The following is a 19,978-nucleotide window of genomic DNA, read 5'->3' on the forward strand; positions in this document are numbered from 1 at the left end:
CACGTCCGACAGCGAGCGCGCCCATGATTCAACATGACGCCAGTAACCCAGCCCCTTCTTCCTATTCCTGCCATTCGGCCGAGGAACACGGCGGTTGCCCCAGCTGCGCCAGCGGCGAGCGCCTTGGCTTTCGCTTCAGCTACGCCTATCAGCCGATCGTCGATCTCCAGGCGCGCGAAATCTTTGCCCATGAAGCGCTGGTCCGAGGTGTCAACGGCGAACCGGCACCCAGCGTGCTGTCGCAGGTCACCGACGAAAATCGCTTCCGCTTCGATCAGGCCTGTCGCGTGAAAGCGATCAAGACCGCCGCCAAGCTCGACATGCGCAGCCGGCTATCGATCAATTTCATGCCCAACGCCATCTATCGCCCGGAGCTGTGCATCCGCTCGACGCTCGAAGCGGCGCGCGTGCATGACTTCCCGGTGGAGCGGATCATCTTCGAAACCATTGAGGGCGAGCGCATCAGCGACGCGAAATGGCTGGCCGAGGTGTTTCGTGAATATCAACGCATCGGGTTTCTTACGGCCATCGACGACTTCGGTGCCGGCTTCGCCGGGCTCAACCTGCTCGCCGACTTCCAGCCGGACATCATCAAGCTGGACATGGATCTGATTCGCGGCATCGACCAGAGCCGTGCGCGTCAGGCGATCGTCAGAGCAACAGTCGGGATGTGTCAGGAGCTGAGCATCGCCGTGATCGCCGAAGGCGTGGAAACCCTTGATGAATGCAGCGCTCTGCACGATCTGGGCATCAACTTGATGCAGGGGTATCTGTTCAGCAAACCGCTATTCGAGGCCTGCGGCCAGGCCGAAACGCTGGCGTGGCCGGGCTGACGGGAACGCCGCTCGCCCCGCCCCACCTAGTTCGCTGCCTCAAATCCTCGCGCGCACCTGCCTCGGGCTGATGCCGAACTGTCGCTTGAACGCCGTGGCGAAGTTGGCCGGGCTGTTGTAACCCGCGCGCCAGGCGGCTTCGTTGACGCTGACGCCGTCGCGCTCCAGCGCTTGACGCGCCTGCAGCAGCCGCCGTGCGCGTTGGTATTCGAACACGGTCATGCCATGCAGCGTGCGGAACTGACGTTGCAGGGTATTGGCGTTGACACCGATTTCCCGCGCGATGCGCTCCAACCTCCAGTCATCTGCCGCACCGCTATCGAGCAGCTCGGTAAGCCGCTGCACGCGCACATGCTCCTGTGGGCGCAGACCGACGCTAGTTGCTCGCTCGTCAAGACTGCCCAACGCCTCGCAGGCGATATCCAGCGCGCGGCTTTCCAGATACAGACGTTGCAGCAGCGGATCGTAATCGGGCGGATTGAGCATCTGCTCGGCCAGGGTCAGCAGGCGCGCCGAGGGCTGCCACACCTGCGGCGTCAAGTGGCTTTGCATGAAGCGATGCACCGAGCCGCCAACCTCGCCGCCAGCGGCCTCGAACCACTCGGGCGACAGGCTGACCACCAGCTTGCGGATATGCCGGCCGCGCCGGGCCTGGCGACGGAACAGCACCGGCTCGTTCATCGCCAGTGCGATCCCCTCGGGACTGCGACACCGGCCCGGCTGGCCAAAGGTGAGCGACAAGTCACCGTAGTTGACCTCGCTCTGCCCATCGAGAAAGAGCACGAACGACAGGCGCGGGCCGACGACGTTTTCCGTGACGAAGTCCTGCAGCTCCTCGTAGTCGGACCAGTGCAGCGACAGCCCGTCGCGCAACTGCAGCCAGCCCACCCGGCCATAGAACAGGCAATCGTCGTCAGGCCTCGCCAGACGCAAGCCCGGCTGGCTCGTGAGTGGCAACTCGTCGCGTCGGATGAGGTGATCAGGCTGCTGCATGGCGCATATCCCCGGCAATGGCGATCGCAAAGCAAATGTTCGTTCGCGCAAAGGTTCTGTCCACAGCGCGGTGGCAGACTACGCGCCGTTACATATTGATGCAAATCATTATCATTAAGTGAAGCCAAGGGGCAGTCGCCAATCTGCCCACCGCTCGCGACAGGAGCCGCCGCATGGACAGAGCCACCCGCCCCTTCCGTCTTACCCATCATTCTCGGCGCTGGCTGCTGGTCGGCCTGCTCGCGCCCTTTCCGCTGAGCGCTCTGGCCCAAGGCGTCGCGCCGCAGGACGAGCCGGTCCAGCTGGAGAGCATCACGGTCGAGGGCAACCGCTTGTATGACATGCCGTCCTCTGAGCAGAGCGGCGGCTATACGGTGCCGGCTGCCACCGTCGGCACCAAGACGCCAGCCGAACTGCGCGACATCCCGCAGTCGATCACCGTCTACACCAGCGATTACATCCGCGACCGTCAGTTCGTGAACCTCGATGATCTGGCCAAATACACCGCCGGCCTGCGCACCCTGACCAACGACAGCGGCCGCTCCTCGATCTATGCACGCGGCTACGAGTACGACGAATTCAACATCGACGGCCTGCCCGCGCCCATGGCCAGCATCAACGGCACGCTGCCGTCGCTGTCGCCGTTCGACCGGGTCGAGATCATGCGCGGCCCGTCCGGGCTGTTCAGCAGCACCAGCGAGATGGGCGGCATCGTCAACATGGTCCGCAAGCGCCCGACCGCCGAATTCCAGGGCAGCCTGACCGGACGCTACGGCACCTGGGACCAGAACTATCAGGAAGCCGACTTCGCCGGACCGCTCGATGAGGAAGGCCGCGTACGTGGCCGCGTGGTCGCCTCGCGCGCCGACACCAACGGCGAGGTGGACTACAACGAGAACACCAGCGAGAGCTTCTATGGCGCGCTGGATGTAGATCTCTCCGATGCCACCACGCTGTCCCTCGGGCTGATCCACCAGACCAAGGACATCCTGCCGCACAACGGCTACCCCGCCGCCACCGACGGCAGTCTCCAGAACTTCAGTCGCTCGACCTACTTCGGTGCCGACTGGGGCGATTTCGATAGCCGCAGCACCGATGCCGTCGCCGAGCTGACCCACCGCTTCGACAACGGCGGCTACGGCCGCGTCGCCGTGCGCGGATCCAAACGGGCCACCGACTACCTCTATGCCTTCACCGGACGCAACGCCACCACGGGCGTGACCAACCTCTCCTACACCGCACGCGACCTGGAGCAGGACACCCTCGCGGTGGACGCCAACTACAGCCAGCCGTTCGAACTGCTGGGCCAGGTCTCAGAATTCGTCGTCGGCACCGATTTCAAACGCTACGAGACCGAATACGCCGATGCCCGCGGCAACCTTGGCGGTATCGACGTCGACACCTATCACCCAAGCGACAAGCCGAGGCCGAACATCACCTTCGGCACGCCGACCGAGACCGAGGAACGCGAAGCCGGGCTCTACGCCAAGCTGACCTTCCGCCCCATCGAACGCCTGGCGCTGATTGGCGGCGCTCGCGTGAGCAGCTTCACGGGCGAGAACAGCACGGCCGATCACGACGCCACGGAAAGCGGCAATGTCACCCCCTACGGCGGCCTGGTGTTCGACCTCGATGCGCAACACTCGCTGTACGCCAGCTATTCGCAAGTGTTCAAGCCGCAGACCGAGACCGATGCCGGCGGACGCATCATCGAGCCACGCGAAGGTGAGCAATACGAGGTAGGCATCAAGGGCAGCTACTACGGTGGCGACCTGAACGCGCGGATCACCGCCTTCCAGCTCACCGACGAGAATCGCGCCACTGGTGCCGTCGACGACTTCGGCGTGCCCATCGGCGGCGTGTACGAGGCCAGCGGCAAGACCCGCATCCGCGGCGGCGAATTCGAAGTCAGCGGTTACCTGACGCCTGATTGGGAGGTGCTGGCCGGCTACACCTACATGAAGACCGAGAATCTGTCCGGCGACGAGAATGCGCTGTTCGCTCTGATGCCGCGCCACCAGGCCTCACTATGGACCAAGTACACGCTACCCGGCGGCACTCTGCGCGGCCTGGGCATCGGCGCCGGAGTCAGCGCCATGAGCGACTTTCACATCGAACGCGCCGGCAGCCCGCGGTTGAGCGCACCCGGCTATGCGGTGGTCGATGCCAAGCTGTCCTACCCGATCACCGAGAAGCTGACCGCCACCTTCGACGCCAACAACCTGCTGGACCGCAAATATTATTCGCGGGTCGGCAGCGTCGGCACCTTCAACTTCTACGGCCCGTCACGCAATTTCGTCGTCGGTGCCCGCTACGAGTTTTAATCCGCCCGAGCCGTCGGCGTCCTATGGATGTTGGCGGCTTCGCCATGGAGAACGCCATGTCTCAGTTTCACGCCGTAGTCCCCACACCACGCGCCGCGCGCAATATGACCCGCCTGTGCAAACACTTCGCCCACAAGGGTGACGTGCGCTTCGACGAGGCCCGCGCAGAGATCGATTTCGCCTTCGGCAACTGCCAGATGCGCGCCGAAGCCGACCGCCTGCTGATCGATTGTCAGGCCGAGCCCGGCGATGCCGAAAAACGCCTGCGCTTCGTCATCGCCGATCACCTCCAGCGCTTCTCCGGCGAGGAAGCGCTGCTGGTCGACTGGCAGCAGGGAGCCCTGCCACCAGCCGATGGAGTGGTGCCATGAAGCGTCTCGCTCTGGTCCTGATAGCCAGCGTCGGTGCGCACCTGATGCCGGCAGCGGCGTCCACTGCCCAAGAGTGGCAAGCCGTGACACTGTCGCAGGCCGAGCAGCGTCTTCTGCACTCAACGCATACCGACCGCGACTACCGCATTTTCGTCTCGCAGCCACAGCACGAACCACCACCCGGCGGCTATCCGGTGCTCTACGTGCTCGACGGTAATGCACTGTTTCCTTCGCTGGCGATCCAGGCCCAGGCGCTGGAAGCCCGCCCCGATCCGACCTTGCGCAACTCCGTTCTGATCGTCGGCATCGGCTATCCGGGCGAGGGGCTCTACGACTTCAAGGCGCGCGCCGAGGACTACACACCCGACGCTGAGGACCGTCAGCGGCTGCCCGGCCGCGAACCGCCACCCTCCGGCGGCGCCGAGCGCTTCCTGGAATTTATCGAAACCGAGCTCAAACCGATGATCGCCGAGCGCTATCCGGTCGATCCGGCGCGGCAGACGCTGTTCGGTCACTCCTACGGCGGGCTGTTCACCCTCTACACGCTGCTCAACCGACCGCAGGCGTTCAGCGGCTATGTCGCCGCCAGCCCGTCGATCTGGTGGTACAACGGCTATATCGAGCGCAGCCTGGCGACGTTCGAGAAGGGAGTGAAACGGCATCCCGTGCAGGCGCGCCTGCTGGTCACCGCCGGCAGCGCGGAAGAACCCGCCGCCGACGATCCGCTGACCGATCCACGCCAGCGCCACATGGCTGAGCGGCGTATGGTGGGCAATGCGCGGGAGCTGGCCGAACGCCTGTCAGCCGTGTCCGGACTGACGGTCGACCTGCGCATCAACGAAGGGGCCAATCATGGCACCAATGCGCAGTACAGCACGGTGCAGGCGCTGGAGCTGGCAGCCTCGACAAACATGCCAGCCACGACGAAGACGGGCCACTGACAGGCCCGAGCTTCGCCTCTGGCGGTGCCTGCTCGGGTCAGATACGGAAGCTGCCGACCAACTGTTTGAGGCGAGCGGCCTGTTGTTCGAGGTCGCCACAAGCACGCAAGGTTGACTGCAGGTTTTCCACGCCTTCCTGGTTGAGGGTATTGATCTCGGTGATGTCCATGTTCAGGGACTCGATCACCGAGGTCTGCTCCTCGGTGGCGGTGGCGACCGACTGATTCATCGCATCGATCTCGCCGATGCTCTGGGTCACGCTGCTGAGCCGCTCGCCGGCCTGGTTGGCGATGCCCACACTGGCCTCGCTCTGACGCTGGCTCTCGGTCATGGTGGTGACCGAATCACGCGCGCCGATCTGTAGCTTTTCAATCATCCCGTGGATTTCCTGCGCGGAAGCCTGGGTCCGATGGGCCAGGCTGCGCACCTCGTCGGCCACCACCGCGAAGCCACGGCCGGCTTCACCGGCGCGGGCCGCTTCGATGGCGGCGTTGAGCGCCAGCAGGTTGGTCTGCTCGGAAATGCCCTTGATCACATCGAGAATCTGGCCGATGCCGACGGTCTGGCTGTTGAGCGCTTCGATCTGCTCGCAGGACGCGCTGATGTTGCTCGACAGCTGCTTCATCGCCACGATGTTTCGCTCGACCACCTTGCGTCCGTCTTCGGCCTGATGGCTGGCGCCGCTGGCTTGCTGCGAGGCATCGGCGGCGTTGCGGGCGATCTCCTGAGCGGCGGCGCCGAGCTCATTGATCGCGGCGGCCACGCTGTTGGTGCGGCTGGCCTGCTCATCGGAGTTGACCATGGAGGAGTTGGAAGCCGTCAGCACGCGCTGCGCCACTTCGTTGACCTGCTCGGTCGCCGATGCCACATCGCGGATCGACCCGTGAATACGCTCGACGAAGCGGTTGAAGGCCAGCGCCAGGGTGCCGAATTCATCATTCGACTCGACCTTCAGCCGCCGGGTGAGGTCGCCCTCGCCCGCCGCGATGTTCTCCATGGCCCGCCCCATTTCGGTGAGCGGGCGCATCAGCACGCGAATCAGCATGCCCAGCAGCAGCATGATGAAGGCAACGGCGATAACGGTGGCCAGCACAGCCGTAGTGCGGAAGCTCGACAGCGCCGCGTAGGCCTTGGCCTTGTCTACCGAGATGCCGACGTACCAAGTCACCGAGGGCAGGCCAGGGACCGGGCTGAAGCTGACAATCCGCGTCTCGCCGTCGAGCTCGGCTTCGCTGTAGTTGCTGGTGAGCGCGGGGGTGTTTTGCGGGTAGAGCTCGGCCAGGGTCTTCATCACCTTGGTCTTGTCCGGGTGCACCAATATCTTACCGTCGCCGCTGACCAGGAAGGCATAACCCATGCCGTCGAAGTCCAGCGCGTTGATGGTGTCCACCAGCATGCGCAGGCTCAGGTCACCACCGACCACGCCGAGGTTTTGGCCGCCACGTTTGGCTGGCGTTGCCGCCGAAATGACCAACTCTTTGGTAGCGGTGTCCAAATAGGGCTCGGTCAGCGTCGTACTTGCCGCGCTGATGGCGTCCTTGTACCAGGGCCTTTGGCGCGGATCGAAGTCTGCCGGCAATTCAAGGCGGGGATAAACGATGAACTCGCCGTCGTCGGCGCGACCCAGATAGGTAAAGGCGAACGTGGAGCTGAGCGCCGGCTGCGCGACCAGCGAATTGACCGCCCCGCCGGAGCTGTCATGGGCGATGGTCTGCGCCACGCTTTCCAGCAGCACTAGACGGCCGGCAAGCCAGCTCTGGATGTTGTGCGCGGTGCTATCGCCCATCTCGCTCAGGTAGCCCTGGAGATTGTCCCGAATGGCGTTGCGCTGCAGGTAATCGTTGTAGAGCGTGAACAGGGCGAAGGTCGCGATCACTACGAGTGACGCGGCCAGCAATATTTTGTGGCTGAACTTGAGACGGCTAGACATGAGAGCAACCATTTGTTTTGTTCTGGATCAAGGCGGCAATCCCAGGCCTGGCTGAGCATCCGTTGCATTACCGATCTGTCGGCGTCTGCCGATGAATCTTTAATCATCGAATTTCGGTCGAAACGGGCCACAGCCTCCATGAACAGGGGCTTTCGATGCCTCACTGACGGACCAGCGATATATCTTGTGGCAATTTAGAAAAGCGCCCATGCACAAGCAAAAACGGCACGCTCATGCCGAGCGTGCCGTTCCGTTAACGCACCAGATGGGCTGGCGAACTCAGCGTCCTGCGAGCGCCGGCATCACCCGTGGCCGCAGGCCTTCGCCAAGGATGGTCAGTACGCCGATGGCGCCGACGATCCAGTACCAGCGCACCAGCGGGTCGAAGCCCAGCCAACCGAGGGCATGCAGAAATACCATCAGGATCAGCACCGGGCAGACATAGCGCACCATGAACAGCCACAGCGCATAGCCCAGCGGTGGCAGGTCCAGCTCGTCGCGCATGATGTCGCTGCGCAGCGCGTATCCGGCAAAGACCACGATGAAAATCCCGCCCAGCGGCATCATCCAGCGCGAGGTCAGGTAGTCCAGCCAGTCGAAGAAGTTCTTGCCCAGCGGCGTCCAGCCCGACAGCAGGTTGAACGAGAGCATCGCCAGCAGGCTAATCACCAGCAAGACCGCGCCGGAGCCGATGGCCGCCTTGAGACGGCTGATGCCATGTTTTTCGTTGAGGTAGGCGACGGTGGCCTCGATCATCGAAATGGCCGAAGTCAGCGCGGCGAGGGAAACCATGGCGAAGAACAGCACGCCGAAGGCGGTGCCGAACGGCATCTGCTGGAAGGCCAGCGGCAGACTCATGAAGATCAGCCCCGGTCCGGCGGTAGGGTCCATGCCGTTGGCGAAGATGATCGGGAAAATCGCCAAGCCCGCCAGCAATGCCACGCAGGTATCGATGATGGCGACCGTGAAAGTCGTACGGGCAATGGACTTGTCATCGGGCAGGTACGAGCCGTAAGTGAGGATCGCGCCGGACGCCAGGCTAAGCGTGAAGAAAGCGTGACCGAGGGCGGCCAGCAAGGCTTCGCCAGTAATTTTCGAGGTGTCGAAGCTGAACAGGAAAGCGAAGCCCTGATCGAAGCCGCCGCTGGTGAAAGCGTAGCCGACCAGGATCAGCAGCAGCACGGCGAGTCCCGGCATCATCCAGCGCACCGCATTCTCGATGCCCTTCTGCACGCCCTTGGCGACGATCCACAGTGTCAGCAGTGCCACCAGCAGGCTCCAGCCGCCGAGCTGCCAGGGGTTGCCGTTATGCGCCTCAAATACCTGCGCCATACCGTCGACCGAGGTGGCGGCCAGAGAGCCGTCGAGCATCTTCAGGGTATAGGCGAAGGCCCAGCCGGCGACCACTACGTAGAAGCAGAGAATCAAGAAGCCGGCCGCCATGGCCATGCCGCCGACACCCTTCCACAATGGACTGCTGCCGTTTTCACGCGCCGCGCGGCCAATCGCATCGATGGGGCTGCCGCGGCCACGCCGGCCGATGGCGATCTCGGTCATCATCACCGGAATGCCGATGGCCAGGATGCACGCCAGGTACATCAACACGAAGGCGCCACCACCGTATTCACCGGTTATGTAGGGGAATTTCCAGATATTGCCGAGGCCGACTGCGGAACCGGTCGCGGCGAGAATGAAGCCCCAGCGGGACAGCCAGAGGTTCTTGGGTTTTTCACGGGTCATGCGTCACCTGTTTGTTTTTATCTGTGACGAAAATCGAACCCGCCACGCTCGTAGCGCGACGGAATGTGCAAGGCGGATAAACCTTTTATTGAGCGTCGGGCTGCACCTCCGGAGCTGCTTTGGCAAAGGCTTCGAGGGTTTCGCAGCGTTCGACCATCTCGAGGATGCGCGGGTACGCAGTGAGGTCACAGGCAAAACGGCGCGCATTGTATACCTGTGGAATCAGACATGCCTCCAGGTAACCCGGCCGCCTGCCGAGTGACAACCTGCCCTCGAACGGGGCCAGCCCCTGCTCGACGCTCGCCAGGCCGGTAGCGATCCAATGACGGACCCACTCGTTCTTGACCTCGTCCTCCACGCCCAGCGTGCCGCTCAGGTACTGCAGCACGCGTGTGTTGTTCAGCGGATGCACATCACAAGCGATATGCAACGCCAGCGAGCGCACCCGCGCGCGATCGGCGGGATCGTCCGGCAGCAGCGGCGGTAGCGGGAAGATTTCTTCCAGGTATTCGAAGATCGCCAGCGACTGGCCGATGCGCTCGTCACCATCGACCAGCAACGGCACCAGGCCTTGTGGATTGAGGGCCCGATAGTCAGCTGAATGCTGCTGGCCGCCATCCTTGACCAGATGCACCGGCAGATTCTCGAACGCCAGCCCCTTGAGATTCAGAGCGATGCGCACTCGATAGGCCGCGCTGGAGCGCCAGTAGCCGTAGAGCTTGAGCGTTGCTGGCGCGCTTGATGGGTCAGCTGTTATCGCTTGATTGCTATCCATGGATATCCCTGAGTTAAAAGGGCGGCGCGGAACCGATGTAGGGTGGGCTTTAGCCCACCGATACCGAATCGGCGGACTTGGACGTGGTGGGCTGAAGCGGAACGCCGCCCGGCCCACCCTACATGCTGGCCCAGGCGACGTTCCGACCATTTTACTCGCCCCCAATCACGCCGCGGCGAACCTGATCTTCCTCGATGGATTCGAACAGCGCCTTGAAGTTGCCTTCGCCGAAGCCCTGATTGCCCTTGCGCTGGATGATTTCGAAGAAGATCGGGCCGATCACCGTGTTGGTGAAGATTTGCAGCAGGATGCCGTCGTCACCTGATTTGCCGGTCCCAGGCGCCCCGTCGATCAGCAGGTTCAGCTCGCGCAGCACCTCGGTGGGCTCGCCATGTCCGGCGACGCGGGTGTCGACCTTCTCGTAGTAAGTATCCGGCGTGCTCATGAAGTCCACGCCGTTGGCGCGCAGCTGGCGCACGGTCGCGTAGATGTCGTCGGTGGACAGCGCGATGTGCTGGATGCCCTCGCCGTGGTACTCGCGGATGAATTCCTCGATCTGCGACTTGTCGTCCGCCGACTCGTTGATCGGGATACGGATCTTGCCGCACGGCGCGGTCATCGCGCGGGAGAACAGGCCGGTGAGCTTGCCCTCGATATCGAAGTAGCGAATCTCGCGGAAGTTGGCGATGCGCTCGTAGAAGCCGGACCAGAAGTCCATCTGCCCGCGCATGACATTGTGGGTCAGATGATCGATGCACATCAGCCCGACGGCATTGTCGTTCGGCGTGCGGCCTTCGATGTACTCGAAGTCGACGTCGTAGATGCTCTTGTCACTGCTCTCATTGGAGTACCGGTCGACGAGATACAGCAGCGAGCCGCCAATACCTTCGACGCAGGGAATATTCAGCTCGCCGAAGTTGGCGTGGCTGCCCACCAGCTTGGCGCCCTGGGATTCGACATAGGTGGCGGCCTGAGCGGCGTTCTTAACCCGGAACGCCATGGCGCAGGCGCTCGGCCCGTGCTTCTCGGCAAACTCGCGGACATGGCCGCTGGGGCTGCCGTTGAGCACGATATTGATGTCGTTCTGCTGGAACAGCCAAACCTCTTTGGAGCGATGCTTGGCGGTTTCGGTAAAGCCCATCTGGTTGAACAACTGACGCAGCTGCTCGATGCCCTCGGTATTCGGCGCGGTGAATTCGACGAACTCGAAACCGTCGGTGCCGATGGGGTTGTGCTGCTCGATCTTGGTCACAGCGTTCATTGCGCCTCCTGCTTATTGTTCTGGTGTCGCACGGACATGGCGGCTCCCATCACACCCCAGCGCAGCACGCCGGACAATCCCGTTTCAAGTTCCCGACCTGGCGGCGACACGGGTTGTCCGTCAGCTTTTCGTTACAGCACCAGACGTGCCGCAGATGCTGGTCCTCCGACTTTCCATGCGTAACGAAAAGTTGACGAGCCAGTGCGACAAGGCGCCGCAGCGGGCGTTCAAGGTCTTTACGGCGGGGTGTGGTGGGCTGAAGCCCACCCTACAGCTGAATCCCCGGTAGGGTGGGCCGGGCGGCGCTCCGCTTCAGCCCACCAAAGCGCGGCATCGGGTCAACACCCAACCAAGCGCGCCGCGCGATGTAGCCTGGCCAACGCCGATGCCTAGATCACCCCAATCAGACTGAAGAACACCAACCCGATCGCCACCGGCGTGCCGAAGCGCAGCAGGTTCCACCACACACGGAACCAGCCGGGATGAACGATACCAACCGCCTCGCGCACGACCTTCTCCTTGAGCACCCAGCCGGTGAACAGCACCGTGCCCAGCCCGCCCAGCGGCATCAGCCAGTTGGCGGTGAGGTAGTCCATGGTGTCGAAGAAGGTGCGGCCGAACAGCTGATAATCGGCCCAATGGTTGAAGGAGAACACGCTGGCAAGGCTGAGCAGCCAGAGCACGGCGCCGGTGGTCAGCACGGCCTTGGCGCGGCTGATGCCGAAGCGTTCGTTGAGCCATGCGATGCCTGGTTCGCTTAGGGAGATGGTCGAGCTCACCGCAGCCAGCACCAGCATGACGAAGAACAGCCCACCGAACAGCTGGCCCAGCGGCATCTGGCCAAAGGCAATCGGCAACGTGACGAAGATCAGTCCCGGACCGGAACCCGGCTCGAGGCCATTGGCGAATACCAGCGGAAAGATCGCAAGCCCGGCCAACAGCGCCACCGAGGTGTCGGCCAAGGCCACCAGCAGCGAGGTCTTGGCGATCGAGACACCCTTGGGCAGGTACGAGCCGTAGGCCATCATGGCGCCGCAGCCGAGGCTCAGGGTAAAGAACGCATGCCCGAGGGCCAGCAGCATGCTCTCTGCATTCAGTGCGGAGAAGTCCGGCACGAACAGGAACTCGACGGCCCGGGCGAAATCACCGGCCACAGCGGCATAGCCGACCAGCCCCAATAACAGCAGGAACAGCCCCGGCATCATGAAACGCAACGCACGCTCCAGCCCGTCGCGCACGCCGAGCCCGACGATCAGCATGGTCACCGCCAGCACCGCCGAGCCGTACAGCACCAGCCGCAGCGGGTCGGCCAACAGCGCATCGAACAGCGCGGCGCTGGCCGCCGCATCCGCGCCGGTGAAGCTGCCGCTGAGTGTTGTCGGCACATAGGCCAGCGCCCAGCCAGCCACCACGACATAGAAGCTCAGAATGAGAAAACCGGTGAATCCGCCAAGCCAGCCGACTGTACGCCAATGCGGACTGGCGCCGGCCTCGCGGGCCAGGTTGGCGACCGCTCCGGCCGGATTCTGCCGCCCGCGCCGGCCGATCAGCACCTCGGCCATCAGCAACGGAATGCCGATGGTGAGGATGCAACCGAGATAGACGAGTACGAAGGCACCGCCGCCGTTTTCGCCGGTGATGTAGGGAAATTTCCAGATATTGCCGAGGCCGACGGCCGAGCCGGTGGCGGCCAGGAAGAAAACCCAGCGTGAGGACCAGAGCCCACGCGCCGCGCTTTGCTGAGTACGAACGGAGGCGCCACCGAGCGTACCGGCGGCGAGGCTGCTTTTTTCAGTCATGCGGATTCCTGCTTGTTGTTTTTGTCAGGGATGTACACGGACGAGACGACACGCGGCGTGCAGGCGCCCGACAACAAGGGGCGCCCATAGACGCCGCGCTTGTCTGCGTCTTTCACTAATGGCTCGGCAGTACGGGCAGACGGCACGGGGCCGCCGGGGATCGCTAAGCGTGCAGGCGCTGCTCACTCGGCTGCGCCAGGGTCTCACCGGTCTGCAGCCGCTCGAGGGCCAGGCGGTCGGCGATGACCGAGGTCGGTTCGCCACTGACGGCGGCCCGGCTGAAGATCTCACGCAGGGTGTCACCGATACCTTTGACGTGCGCATCGGTCTGCGCCGCGCTGCCACCGATGCGCTGGTAGTAGACGTCGATGATGCCGCCGGCATTGATGGCGTAATCCGGCGCGTAGAGTTGATTGCGGCGCTGCAGCTCGACACCAATCTCCGGGCTTGCCAACTGGTTGTTCGCCGCACCGGCAATCACTGACGCGCGCAGACTTTGCAAGGTCTCGGCGTTGAGGATGCCGCCCATGGCGCAGGGCGCGAAGACATCCACATCCAGGCCATAAATGTCGTGCGGGCGTACCGCGTTGGCGCCGAGCTCTTCCATGGCGCGCTGTACGTTTGCATCGAAGATGTCGCAGACCCACAGCTCGGCGCCGGCCTGTTTGAGATGCCGGGCCAGGCCCAGACCGACATGACCGACACCCTGGATCGCCACCTTGAGACCAGTCAGATCATCGCGTCCCAGCCGATGCTGCACGGCTGCCTTAAGGCCGACGAACACGCCGAGCGCGGTGGACGGCGATGGATCGCCACTGGCGATGCTGCCGTCAAGCAGCGTGCGCGGCGATGCGCCCATCACATGACGGGTGCGCTGGGCGAAGGCCTGCATCTCGGCGTCGCCAGTGCCCGAATCCGCCGCCGTGATGTAGCGCCCGCCGAGGCTGTCAACGAAATCGCCCATGGCATGCAGCAGCGCCTGGCTCTTGCCGGTATGCGGATCGCCGATGATCACCGCCTTGCCGCCGCCGAGCTTGAGGCCCGCCAGCGACGATTTGAGCGTCATGCCACGGGACAGGCGCAGCACATCGCGCACGGCGTCGTCGTCACTGGCGTAAGGGAACATCCGGCAACCGCCCAGCGCCGGGCCGAGCGTGGTGTCGTGAATGGCGATGATGGCGCGCAGACCCGACGCCTTGTCGTGGCAGAAGACCACCTGTTCGTGGTTATCGAAATCGGGATGGGTGAAGACGGACATTGAGGATTCCTCTGTTGTTGTTTGGTTCGGGCCCGGTTCATCGAGGCCGTTGAAAATTTGTAATGAACAGCATGTGCATAGAGCCAAACCGTAGGGTGGGCTTTAGCCCACCGGTTACGGGCGCCAATGACTCTGGTGGGCTGAAGCGGAACGCCGCCCGGCCCACCCTACGAAGCTGCACCTCGTCGCCGCGCAGGTAGGCCCTGTAGGGTGGGCTTTAGCCCACCAGTACGCTGAACTCCGCTGGTGGGCTAAAGCCCACCCTACGTTGAAGAGCGCCGCCCGCCCCCTACGCTGAAGCCCTTACGCCGCCGGCTCGAACAACCGCACGCTCTGCACCTCGTCGCCGCGGTTCAGCTGCTCCTTGAGCACCTTCTCCTGCTGGCGTGCCTTGGCGATGGAGCGCTCTTTAACCGGGCCGTAGCCACGGATCAGTTCAGGTAGCGCGGCAATCGCCACGGCGGTGCGGTAGTTGCTCGGCTTGAGTTGCGCCAGCAGCCCGTCGAGGTTGCGCTCGTACTCGCTGATCAGCTCGCGTTCGACACGTCGGTCATGGCCGTAGCCGAACACGTCCAGAGGTGTACCACGCAGGAATTTCAGCTTGGCCAGCACGTTGAAGGCGTTCAGGACCCAAGGGCCGAGCTCACGCTTACGCGGCTCGCCCGTAGTGCTATCGCGCTTGGCCAGCCAGGCCGGCGCCAGGTGGAACTGCAGCTTGTAGTCGCCCTCGAACTGCGCTTCGAGCTGTTGGCGGAATTCCGGCTCGCTGTAGAGCCGCGCCACTTCGTACTCGTCCTTGTACGCCAGCAACTTGAAGTAGTAGCGCGCCACCGCCTTGGACAGGGCCAGGTCATCGGCCGTATCGACCTCTCGCACGCGCTCGACCATTGCCCGATAACGCTTGGCGTAGGCCGCGTTCTGGTATTGGGTAAGGAAGTCCACGCGCCAGTCGACGATCTCTTCCAGGGTCTGGCAGATCGGCTCGGCCAACTCCGCCGGACGCGCCAGTTTTTCCACCGTCTCGCGCTCCAACACTGCACGACGGCCCCAGCGGAACGCCTGCAGGTTCAGCTCGGCTGCCACGCCGTTGATGGTGATGGCCTTCTCAATGGCCTCAGCCGACAGCGGTAACAGCCCTTGCTGATAGGCAAATCCCAGCAGGAACAGGTTAGTGGCGATGCTGTCGCCCATCAGCCGGGTCGCCAGCCGAGTCGCGTCGATGAAGTGCGTCTTCTCGGCACCCACCGCATCCATCAGCGCTTCGCGCATGGCCTTGCCCGGCACCTGGGCGTCGGGGTTGCGGGTGAATTCCGCCGTCGCCGCCTCATGGCTGTTGATCACCGCGTGGCTGATCTGATCGTTGAGGCGAGTCAGCGAATCGTCACCGGCCGCCACCACCAGATCGCACCCCAGCAGCAGATCGGTTTCGCCCGCTGCGATGCGCACGGCATAGATATCGTCCTGCTTGGCGGCGATGCGTACGTGGGTGACCACCGGGCCGAACTTCTGCGCCAGGCCGGCCTGGTCGAGCACGGTGCAGCCCTTGCCTTCCAGATGCGCGGCCATCCCCAATAGCGCGCCGAGGGTGGTCACACCGCTGCCGCCGACGCCGGGAATCAGTACGTTCCATGGACGTTCGAGGGTCGGATGTTGCGGCTCCGGCAACTTTGCCGGATTGAGGCTAGCACCGACCGCTTCCGGCTTGCGCAACCCGCCGCCATGAACGGTGACGAAACTCGGGCAGAAGCCTTCGACGCAGGAAAAATCCTTGTTGCAGGCGTTCTGGTCGATCTCGCGCTTGCGCCCCAGCTCGGTTTCCAGCGGCAATACGGCGAGGCAGTTGGACTTCTCGCCACAGTCGCCGCAGCCCTCGCACACGGCGGGATTGATGAAGGCACGCTTGGCCGGGTCTTCCAGCTTGCCGCGCTTGCGCCGACGACGCTTCTCGGTGGCGCAGGTCTGGTCGTAGATGATCACCGAGACGCCCTTGAACTCACGCAGCTCGCGCTGCACGGCATCCAGATCGCGGCGATGATGGAAGCTGGTGATCGGCGCGAAGCCATCGCGGCTCGGGTACTTGTCCGGCTCGTCACTGACCAGCGCGATGCGCTTGACGCCCTCGTCGGCGACTTGCCGGCTGAGCTGGTCGACGCGCAGCTCGCCGTCGATGGGCTGGCCACCGGTCATGGCCACCGCATCGTTGTAAAGAATCTTGAAGGTGATATTGACGCCCGATGCAACCGCTGCGCGTACGGCGAGGCTGCCGGAGTGGAAATAGGTGCCATCGCCGAGGTTCTGGAACATGTGCGGCGTGTCGGTGAACGGCGCCTGGCCGATCCAGTTGACGCCCTCGCCACCCATCTGGGTGAAGGTATCGGTGCGCCGATCCATCCACTGCACCATGTAGTGACAACCGATGCCGGCGGAGGCGCGGCTGCCCTCGGGGACTTTGGTCGAGGTGTTGTGCGGGCAGCCGGAGCAGTAATGCGGGGTGCGCACGGTGTTGTAGCTATGCGCGGCCAGGGCCTTCTCCTTGGCGGAGAGAAACGCGAGCCGTGCCTGGATGCTGTCGCTGGTGTAGATCGGCGCGAGGCGTTTGGCTATTACCCGGGCGATCATCGCGGGGGTCAGCTCGCTGAGGTTGGGCAACAGCGAATTGCCCTCCTCGTCGAACTCACCGACCACCCGTGGTCGCTTGTCCAACGGCCAGTTGTAGAGCTGCCCAGTGAGCTGGTCTTCGATGATGCTGCGCTTTTCCTCGACCACCAGAATTTCGTCCAGGCCCTGGGCGAATTCATGCACCGAGACCGGTTCCAGCGGCCAGCTCATGCCCACCTTGAGCACCCGCAGGCCGACCTGGGCGCACAGCGCTTCGTCCAGCCCGAGGTCATCCAAGGCCTGGCGCACGTCGAGGTAGCTCTTGCCGGTAGTGATGATGCCCAGGCGCGGGTTAGGCGAATCGAGCATGATCGGGTTGAGGTTGTTGGCACGGGCGAAGGCGCGCGCGGCGTAGATCTTGTACAGGTTGAGGCGTTTTTCCTGGGCCAGCGGCGGGTCCGGCCAGCGGATGTGCACGCCGTCTTCGGGCAGTTCGAAATCGTCGGGAATGGTCACGCTGACGCGCAGCGGATCGACTTCCACCACGGCGGACGAATCGACGTTTTCGGCGATCGTCTTGAGCGCCACCCAGCAGCCGGAATAGCGCGACAGCTCCCAGCCAAGGATGCCGTAGTCGAGGATTTCCTGAACGTTGGCCGGGTTCAGCACCGGGATCGAGGCCGCGATGAAGGCGTGCTCGCTCTGGTGTGGCAGTGTCGAGGATTTGCAGCCGTGGTCATCGCCGGCCAGCAGCAGCACGCCGCCATGGGGCGAGACACCGGCGGCGTTGGCATGCTTGAACACGTCGCCCGCGCGGTCGACGCCCGGCCCCTTGCCGTACCACATGGCGAAGACACCGTCGTATTTCGCGCCGGGGAACAGATTGGTTTGCTGGCTACCCCAGACCGCCGTCGCCGCCAGTTCCTCGTTGAGGCCCGGCTGGAAATGGATGGCGTTCTGCTTGAGGAATTCGCGCGCTTCCCAGAGGCTCTTGTCCAGCCCACCGAGCGGCGAGCCGCGGTAGCCGGAGATGAAGCAACCGGTGTTCAGGTTCTGAGCCTGGTCGCGTTGATGCTGCAGCATCGGCAGGCGGGTCAGCGCCTGGGTGCCGGTGAGGTACAGATGTCCGGTTGCGAGCCGGTACTTGTCATCCAGGCGGATCTCGGCCAATGACATGTGGCGCTCCTGTTTGTTTTTATCGGAGTCTGGACAGTGCTGTTCACTGTCCGCCTAAAAAGTCGTGGGCAGCTGCACGGTAAGCCGCCCCACGCCAGCGTCCAGCGGGGGATCACCCCACCGTTGCGCGTTGGATAAGAGTCTGGCCGTGACGAAGAGAGATTTTCTTTCTACTTTTGCGGTGTAAGCGCCTTCGCGTGCATGATCCATCCACTAACAACAACAAAACAGGAACCACCATGCAGACCCCGCTGAGCAGCATCGACCGCAAGATTCTGCTGCTGCTGCAACACAACGCCGACCTCTCCGCCGCCGAGATCGCAGAAAAGGTCGAGCTATCGCAATCGCCCTGTTGGCGCCGCATCCACCGCATGCAGGAAGAAGGGCTGATCGAGCGCAAGGTCGCCCTGCTCAACCCCAAGAAGCTCGGGCTGAACATGACGGTGTTCGTCAATATCAAGCTGTCCGCCCACGGCCGCAGCAACCTCGACGAGTTCGAACGGGCTGTGGTCGGTTACCCCGAAGTGCTGGAATGCCACACCATGGCCGGCGAATCGGACTATCTGCTCAAGGTCGTGGCCAAGGACATCGACAGCTACGAGCGCTTTTTGCGCGATCAGCTCTTGCAGCGCCCCCATGTGCAGGAGGCCCACAGTCATATCGCCATGAGTGAAGTGAAGCGGACGACGGAGTTGCCGTTGGATTAATGCAAGATCAGGCCTGTTGCGGCTCGGGCTGTGGCTCGGAACGGCGACTCGCCCAGCGCAGCGCCAGCGGCCCAATCACAAGCAATAGGCCCATCAGCGCGAACGCCGCCCACCAGCCCACCAACTGTTCGTCGCCCAACGCATCGAGCACCATGCCGAACAGCAGCGGGCCGAGAAACGCACCGGTAAAGCCGGTGCAGGAATACAGCGCCATGACGGCGCCGCGGTGGCTGGCGGGGGCCTCGGCTATCAGTCCAGAGGTCAGCGCAGCGGAGTCGGCCGTGACCGTGACGCTGTAGCAGAGGATCAGGACCAGCAGCGCCCAGAACGGCAGCGCCGCACCGAGCCCGACCAGGCAGGCCAACACCGCCGAAAACAGCATCACGGCGACCAGCCAGCGCTGCCGGCCAAAGCGGATCGCCATCTCGTTACCGATGATGCTCGCTGGCATGCCGATGAGCGTTGCGATCATCGCCACCCAGGTTCCGCTCAGCCAGGGCGACTGGCCCTGCCAATCGCCGGCAAACACGATGAAGGCCACCAGCCAGGCACGGAAGGCGAACAGCTCCAGGTTGTGCATGGCATAGGCCAGGCAATAGGCGATGACGGGACGGCTCGTCAACGGCGCCAGGTCCAGCAGGCGACGCGGCTCGTGCGCGGTAACCGGCTTGGGCGGCAGGCCGCGCCAGACCATCACCCAGGCCAACAGCGCGCAGCCCCCGCTGAGCAGTGCCGGCAGTTGCCAGCCGCCGAGCGCGGCGAGTTCACCGGCAAGCAGGAAGGACAACGCCGTACCGAGGCCGAAGCTCGCGGTGTAGAAGGCGATGGCGCGCGATTGCGCCGGCCCCTCGATCCGTTCGGACAGGGCTTTGAGCCCCGGCATGTAGGTGCCGGCCAAGCCGATCCCTGCCAGTACGCGCCAGAGCAGCGCCGACCAAAAGCCATCGGCCAGCACGAAGCCGGCGCTGGCAAGGGCAGTCAGTAGCATTGCCCAGAGGTAGATCAGCCGTGCGTCGTGACGATCAGTCAGCCCGGTCAGGACCGGCACCGCGAGCATGTAGCCAAGAAAGAAGCCACCACCGATCCAGCCCGCTTCGGTGTTGTCCAGGTCCCAGAGTGACTGAAACTCGGGCAGCAACGCGGCGAACAGCGCGAAGCCTGCCATGCCCAGGGTTTCTGCGATGCACATCACCAGGGTCAGGCGGCGCGCGGTCTGGCTCGGCTGGGAGGCTGGCGGCGGTGAGGTATCGGTCGAGTTCATTCGGCATCCAT

General features: G+C 63.7%; 14 protein-coding genes and 1 pseudogene. 5 read left to right on the forward strand and 10 right to left on the reverse strand.

Annotation, left to right across the window (positions count from 1 at the left end):
- The first annotated feature begins 23 nt into the window (after window positions 1-23).
- Window positions 24-833 (forward strand): EAL domain-containing protein, encoded by an 810-nt coding sequence (locus tag E0D86_RS15315; RefSeq protein ID WP_131650890.1) that lies wholly within the window; start codon window positions 24-26, stop codon window positions 831-833.
- Between the two features lie 39 nt (window positions 834-872).
- Here E0D86_RS15315 and E0D86_RS15320 read toward each other — a convergent pair whose 3' ends face one another.
- A complete protein-coding gene (locus E0D86_RS15320) occupies window positions 873-1,826 on the reverse strand; it encodes an AraC family transcriptional regulator (RefSeq protein ID WP_131650891.1) in 954 nt (317 codons plus the stop codon).
- A 173-nt stretch (window positions 1,827-1,999) separates the two neighbouring features.
- Here E0D86_RS15320 and E0D86_RS15325 point away from each other — a divergent pair, with 173 nt between their 5' ends.
- The 3 genes from E0D86_RS15325 to E0D86_RS15335 are packed head-to-tail and all read left to right on the forward strand — an operon-like array spanning window position 2,000 to window position 5,462.
- Window positions 2,000-4,150 carry a TonB-dependent siderophore receptor gene (locus E0D86_RS15325; RefSeq protein WP_131650892.1) on the forward strand — a complete coding sequence of 717 codons (2,151 nt, stop codon included), beginning with the start codon at window positions 2,000-2,002 and terminating at the stop codon, window positions 4,148-4,150.
- A gap of 56 nt (window positions 4,151-4,206) precedes the next feature.
- Window positions 4,207-4,521: a DUF2218 domain-containing protein gene (locus tag E0D86_RS15330; RefSeq protein WP_131650893.1), complete on the forward strand. Its 315-nt coding sequence runs from the start codon at window positions 4,207-4,209 to the stop codon at window positions 4,519-4,521.
- The gene (locus tag E0D86_RS15335) at window positions 4,518-5,462 is read left to right on the forward strand and encodes an alpha/beta hydrolase (RefSeq protein ID WP_131650894.1); all 945 of its coding nucleotides are present in this window, start codon (window positions 4,518-4,520) and stop codon (window positions 5,460-5,462) included. Before E0D86_RS15330 ends, E0D86_RS15335 begins: the two co-directional genes overlap by 4 nt.
- Window positions 5,463-5,499: 37 nt before the next feature.
- On the opposite strand, the gene E0D86_RS21995 is transcribed toward E0D86_RS15335, so the two are convergent.
- The 8 genes and pseudogenes from E0D86_RS21995 to E0D86_RS15370 form a co-directional block, all read right to left on the reverse strand.
- Entirely contained in the window at window positions 5,500-6,264 is a 765-nt protein-coding gene (locus tag E0D86_RS21995) for a methyl-accepting chemotaxis protein (RefSeq protein ID WP_371924081.1), read from the reverse strand.
- Between the two features lie 141 nt (window positions 6,265-6,405).
- Window positions 6,406-7,404: pseudogene (locus E0D86_RS22000) on the reverse strand (cache domain-containing protein); the annotation flags it as partial.
- A gap of 267 nt (window positions 7,405-7,671) precedes the next feature.
- Window positions 7,672-9,132 (reverse strand): sodium-dependent transporter, encoded by a 1,461-nt coding sequence (locus E0D86_RS15345; protein ID WP_131650896.1) that lies wholly within the window; start codon window positions 9,130-9,132, stop codon window positions 7,672-7,674.
- An 85-nt stretch (window positions 9,133-9,217) separates the two neighbouring features.
- The gene (maiA, locus tag E0D86_RS15350) at window positions 9,218-9,907 is read right to left on the reverse strand and encodes a maleylacetoacetate isomerase (RefSeq protein ID WP_131650897.1); all 690 of its coding nucleotides are present in this window, start codon (window positions 9,905-9,907) and stop codon (window positions 9,218-9,220) included.
- A gap of 151 nt (window positions 9,908-10,058) precedes the next feature.
- Complete coding sequence (gene hppD, locus E0D86_RS15355; protein ID WP_131650898.1) at window positions 10,059-11,168, reverse strand: 4-hydroxyphenylpyruvate dioxygenase; 1,110 nt, start codon at window positions 11,166-11,168, stop codon at window positions 10,059-10,061.
- A 389-nt stretch (window positions 11,169-11,557) separates the two neighbouring features.
- Window positions 11,558-12,967, reverse strand: a complete 1,410-nt coding sequence (locus E0D86_RS15360) for a sodium-dependent transporter (protein ID WP_131650899.1) — start codon at window positions 12,965-12,967, stop codon at window positions 11,558-11,560.
- A 163-nt stretch (window positions 12,968-13,130) separates the two neighbouring features.
- Window positions 13,131-14,225 carry a Glu/Leu/Phe/Val dehydrogenase dimerization domain-containing protein gene (locus tag E0D86_RS15365; RefSeq protein ID WP_131650900.1) on the reverse strand — a complete coding sequence of 365 codons (1,095 nt, stop codon included), beginning with the start codon at window positions 14,223-14,225 and terminating at the stop codon, window positions 13,131-13,133.
- Between the two features lie 303 nt (window positions 14,226-14,528).
- Window positions 14,529-17,999: an indolepyruvate ferredoxin oxidoreductase family protein gene (locus E0D86_RS15370; protein ID WP_131650901.1), complete on the reverse strand. Its 3,471-nt coding sequence runs from the start codon at window positions 17,997-17,999 to the stop codon at window positions 14,529-14,531.
- A gap of 239 nt (window positions 18,000-18,238) precedes the next feature.
- On the opposite strand from E0D86_RS15370, the gene E0D86_RS15375 reads away from it, so the two are divergent.
- On the forward strand, window positions 18,239-18,706 hold the full coding sequence (locus E0D86_RS15375) for an Lrp/AsnC family transcriptional regulator (protein WP_128121983.1): 468 nt from the start codon (window positions 18,239-18,241) through the stop codon (window positions 18,704-18,706).
- Window positions 18,707-18,713: 7 nt separating this feature from the next.
- Here the strand turns inward: E0D86_RS15375 and E0D86_RS15380 are convergent, their stop codons facing one another.
- A complete protein-coding gene (locus E0D86_RS15380; protein WP_131650902.1) occupies window positions 18,714-19,967 on the reverse strand; it encodes a nitrate/nitrite transporter in 1,254 nt (417 codons plus the stop codon).
- Window positions 19,968-19,978: the final 11 nt, after the last annotated feature.

Source organism: Pseudomonas sp. IC_126 (genome assembly GCF_004331835.1).
Taxonomy (GTDB): domain Bacteria; phylum Pseudomonadota; class Gammaproteobacteria; order Pseudomonadales; family Pseudomonadaceae; genus Stutzerimonas.

Bases quoted from the DNA above. Each gene is read 5' to 3' on its own strand.
- E0D86_RS15315 (WP_131650890.1), top strand. From the start codon at position 24: ATGATTCAACATGACGCCAGTAACCCAGCCCCTTCTTCCTATTCCTGC.
- E0D86_RS15320 (WP_131650891.1), bottom strand. From the start codon at position 1,826: ATGCAGCAGCCTGATCACCTCATCCGACGCGACGAGTTGCCACTCACG.
- E0D86_RS15325 (WP_131650892.1), top strand. From the start codon at position 2,000: ATGGACAGAGCCACCCGCCCCTTCCGTCTTACCCATCATTCTCGGCGC.
- E0D86_RS15330 (WP_131650893.1), top strand. From the start codon at position 4,207: ATGTCTCAGTTTCACGCCGTAGTCCCCACACCACGCGCCGCGCGCAAT.
- E0D86_RS15335 (WP_131650894.1), top strand. From the start codon at position 4,518: ATGAAGCGTCTCGCTCTGGTCCTGATAGCCAGCGTCGGTGCGCACCTG.
- E0D86_RS21995 (WP_371924081.1), bottom strand. From the start codon at position 6,264: ATGGTCAACTCCGATGAGCAGGCCAGCCGCACCAACAGCGTGGCCGCC.
- E0D86_RS15345 (WP_131650896.1), bottom strand. From the start codon at position 9,132: ATGACCCGTGAAAAACCCAAGAACCTCTGGCTGTCCCGCTGGGGCTTC.
- maiA (WP_131650897.1), bottom strand. From the start codon at position 9,907: ATGGATAGCAATCAAGCGATAACAGCTGACCCATCAAGCGCGCCAGCA.
- hppD (WP_131650898.1), bottom strand. From the start codon at position 11,168: ATGAACGCTGTGACCAAGATCGAGCAGCACAACCCCATCGGCACCGAC.
- E0D86_RS15360 (WP_131650899.1), bottom strand. From the start codon at position 12,967: ATGACTGAAAAAAGCAGCCTCGCCGCCGGTACGCTCGGTGGCGCCTCC.
- E0D86_RS15365 (WP_131650900.1), bottom strand. From the start codon at position 14,225: ATGTCCGTCTTCACCCATCCCGATTTCGATAACCACGAACAGGTGGTC.
- E0D86_RS15370 (WP_131650901.1), bottom strand. From the start codon at position 17,999: ATGTCATTGGCCGAGATCCGCCTGGATGACAAGTACCGGCTCGCAACC.
- E0D86_RS15375 (WP_128121983.1), top strand. From the start codon at position 18,239: ATGCAGACCCCGCTGAGCAGCATCGACCGCAAGATTCTGCTGCTGCTG.
- E0D86_RS15380 (WP_131650902.1), bottom strand. From the start codon at position 19,967: ATGAACTCGACCGATACCTCACCGCCGCCAGCCTCCCAGCCGAGCCAG.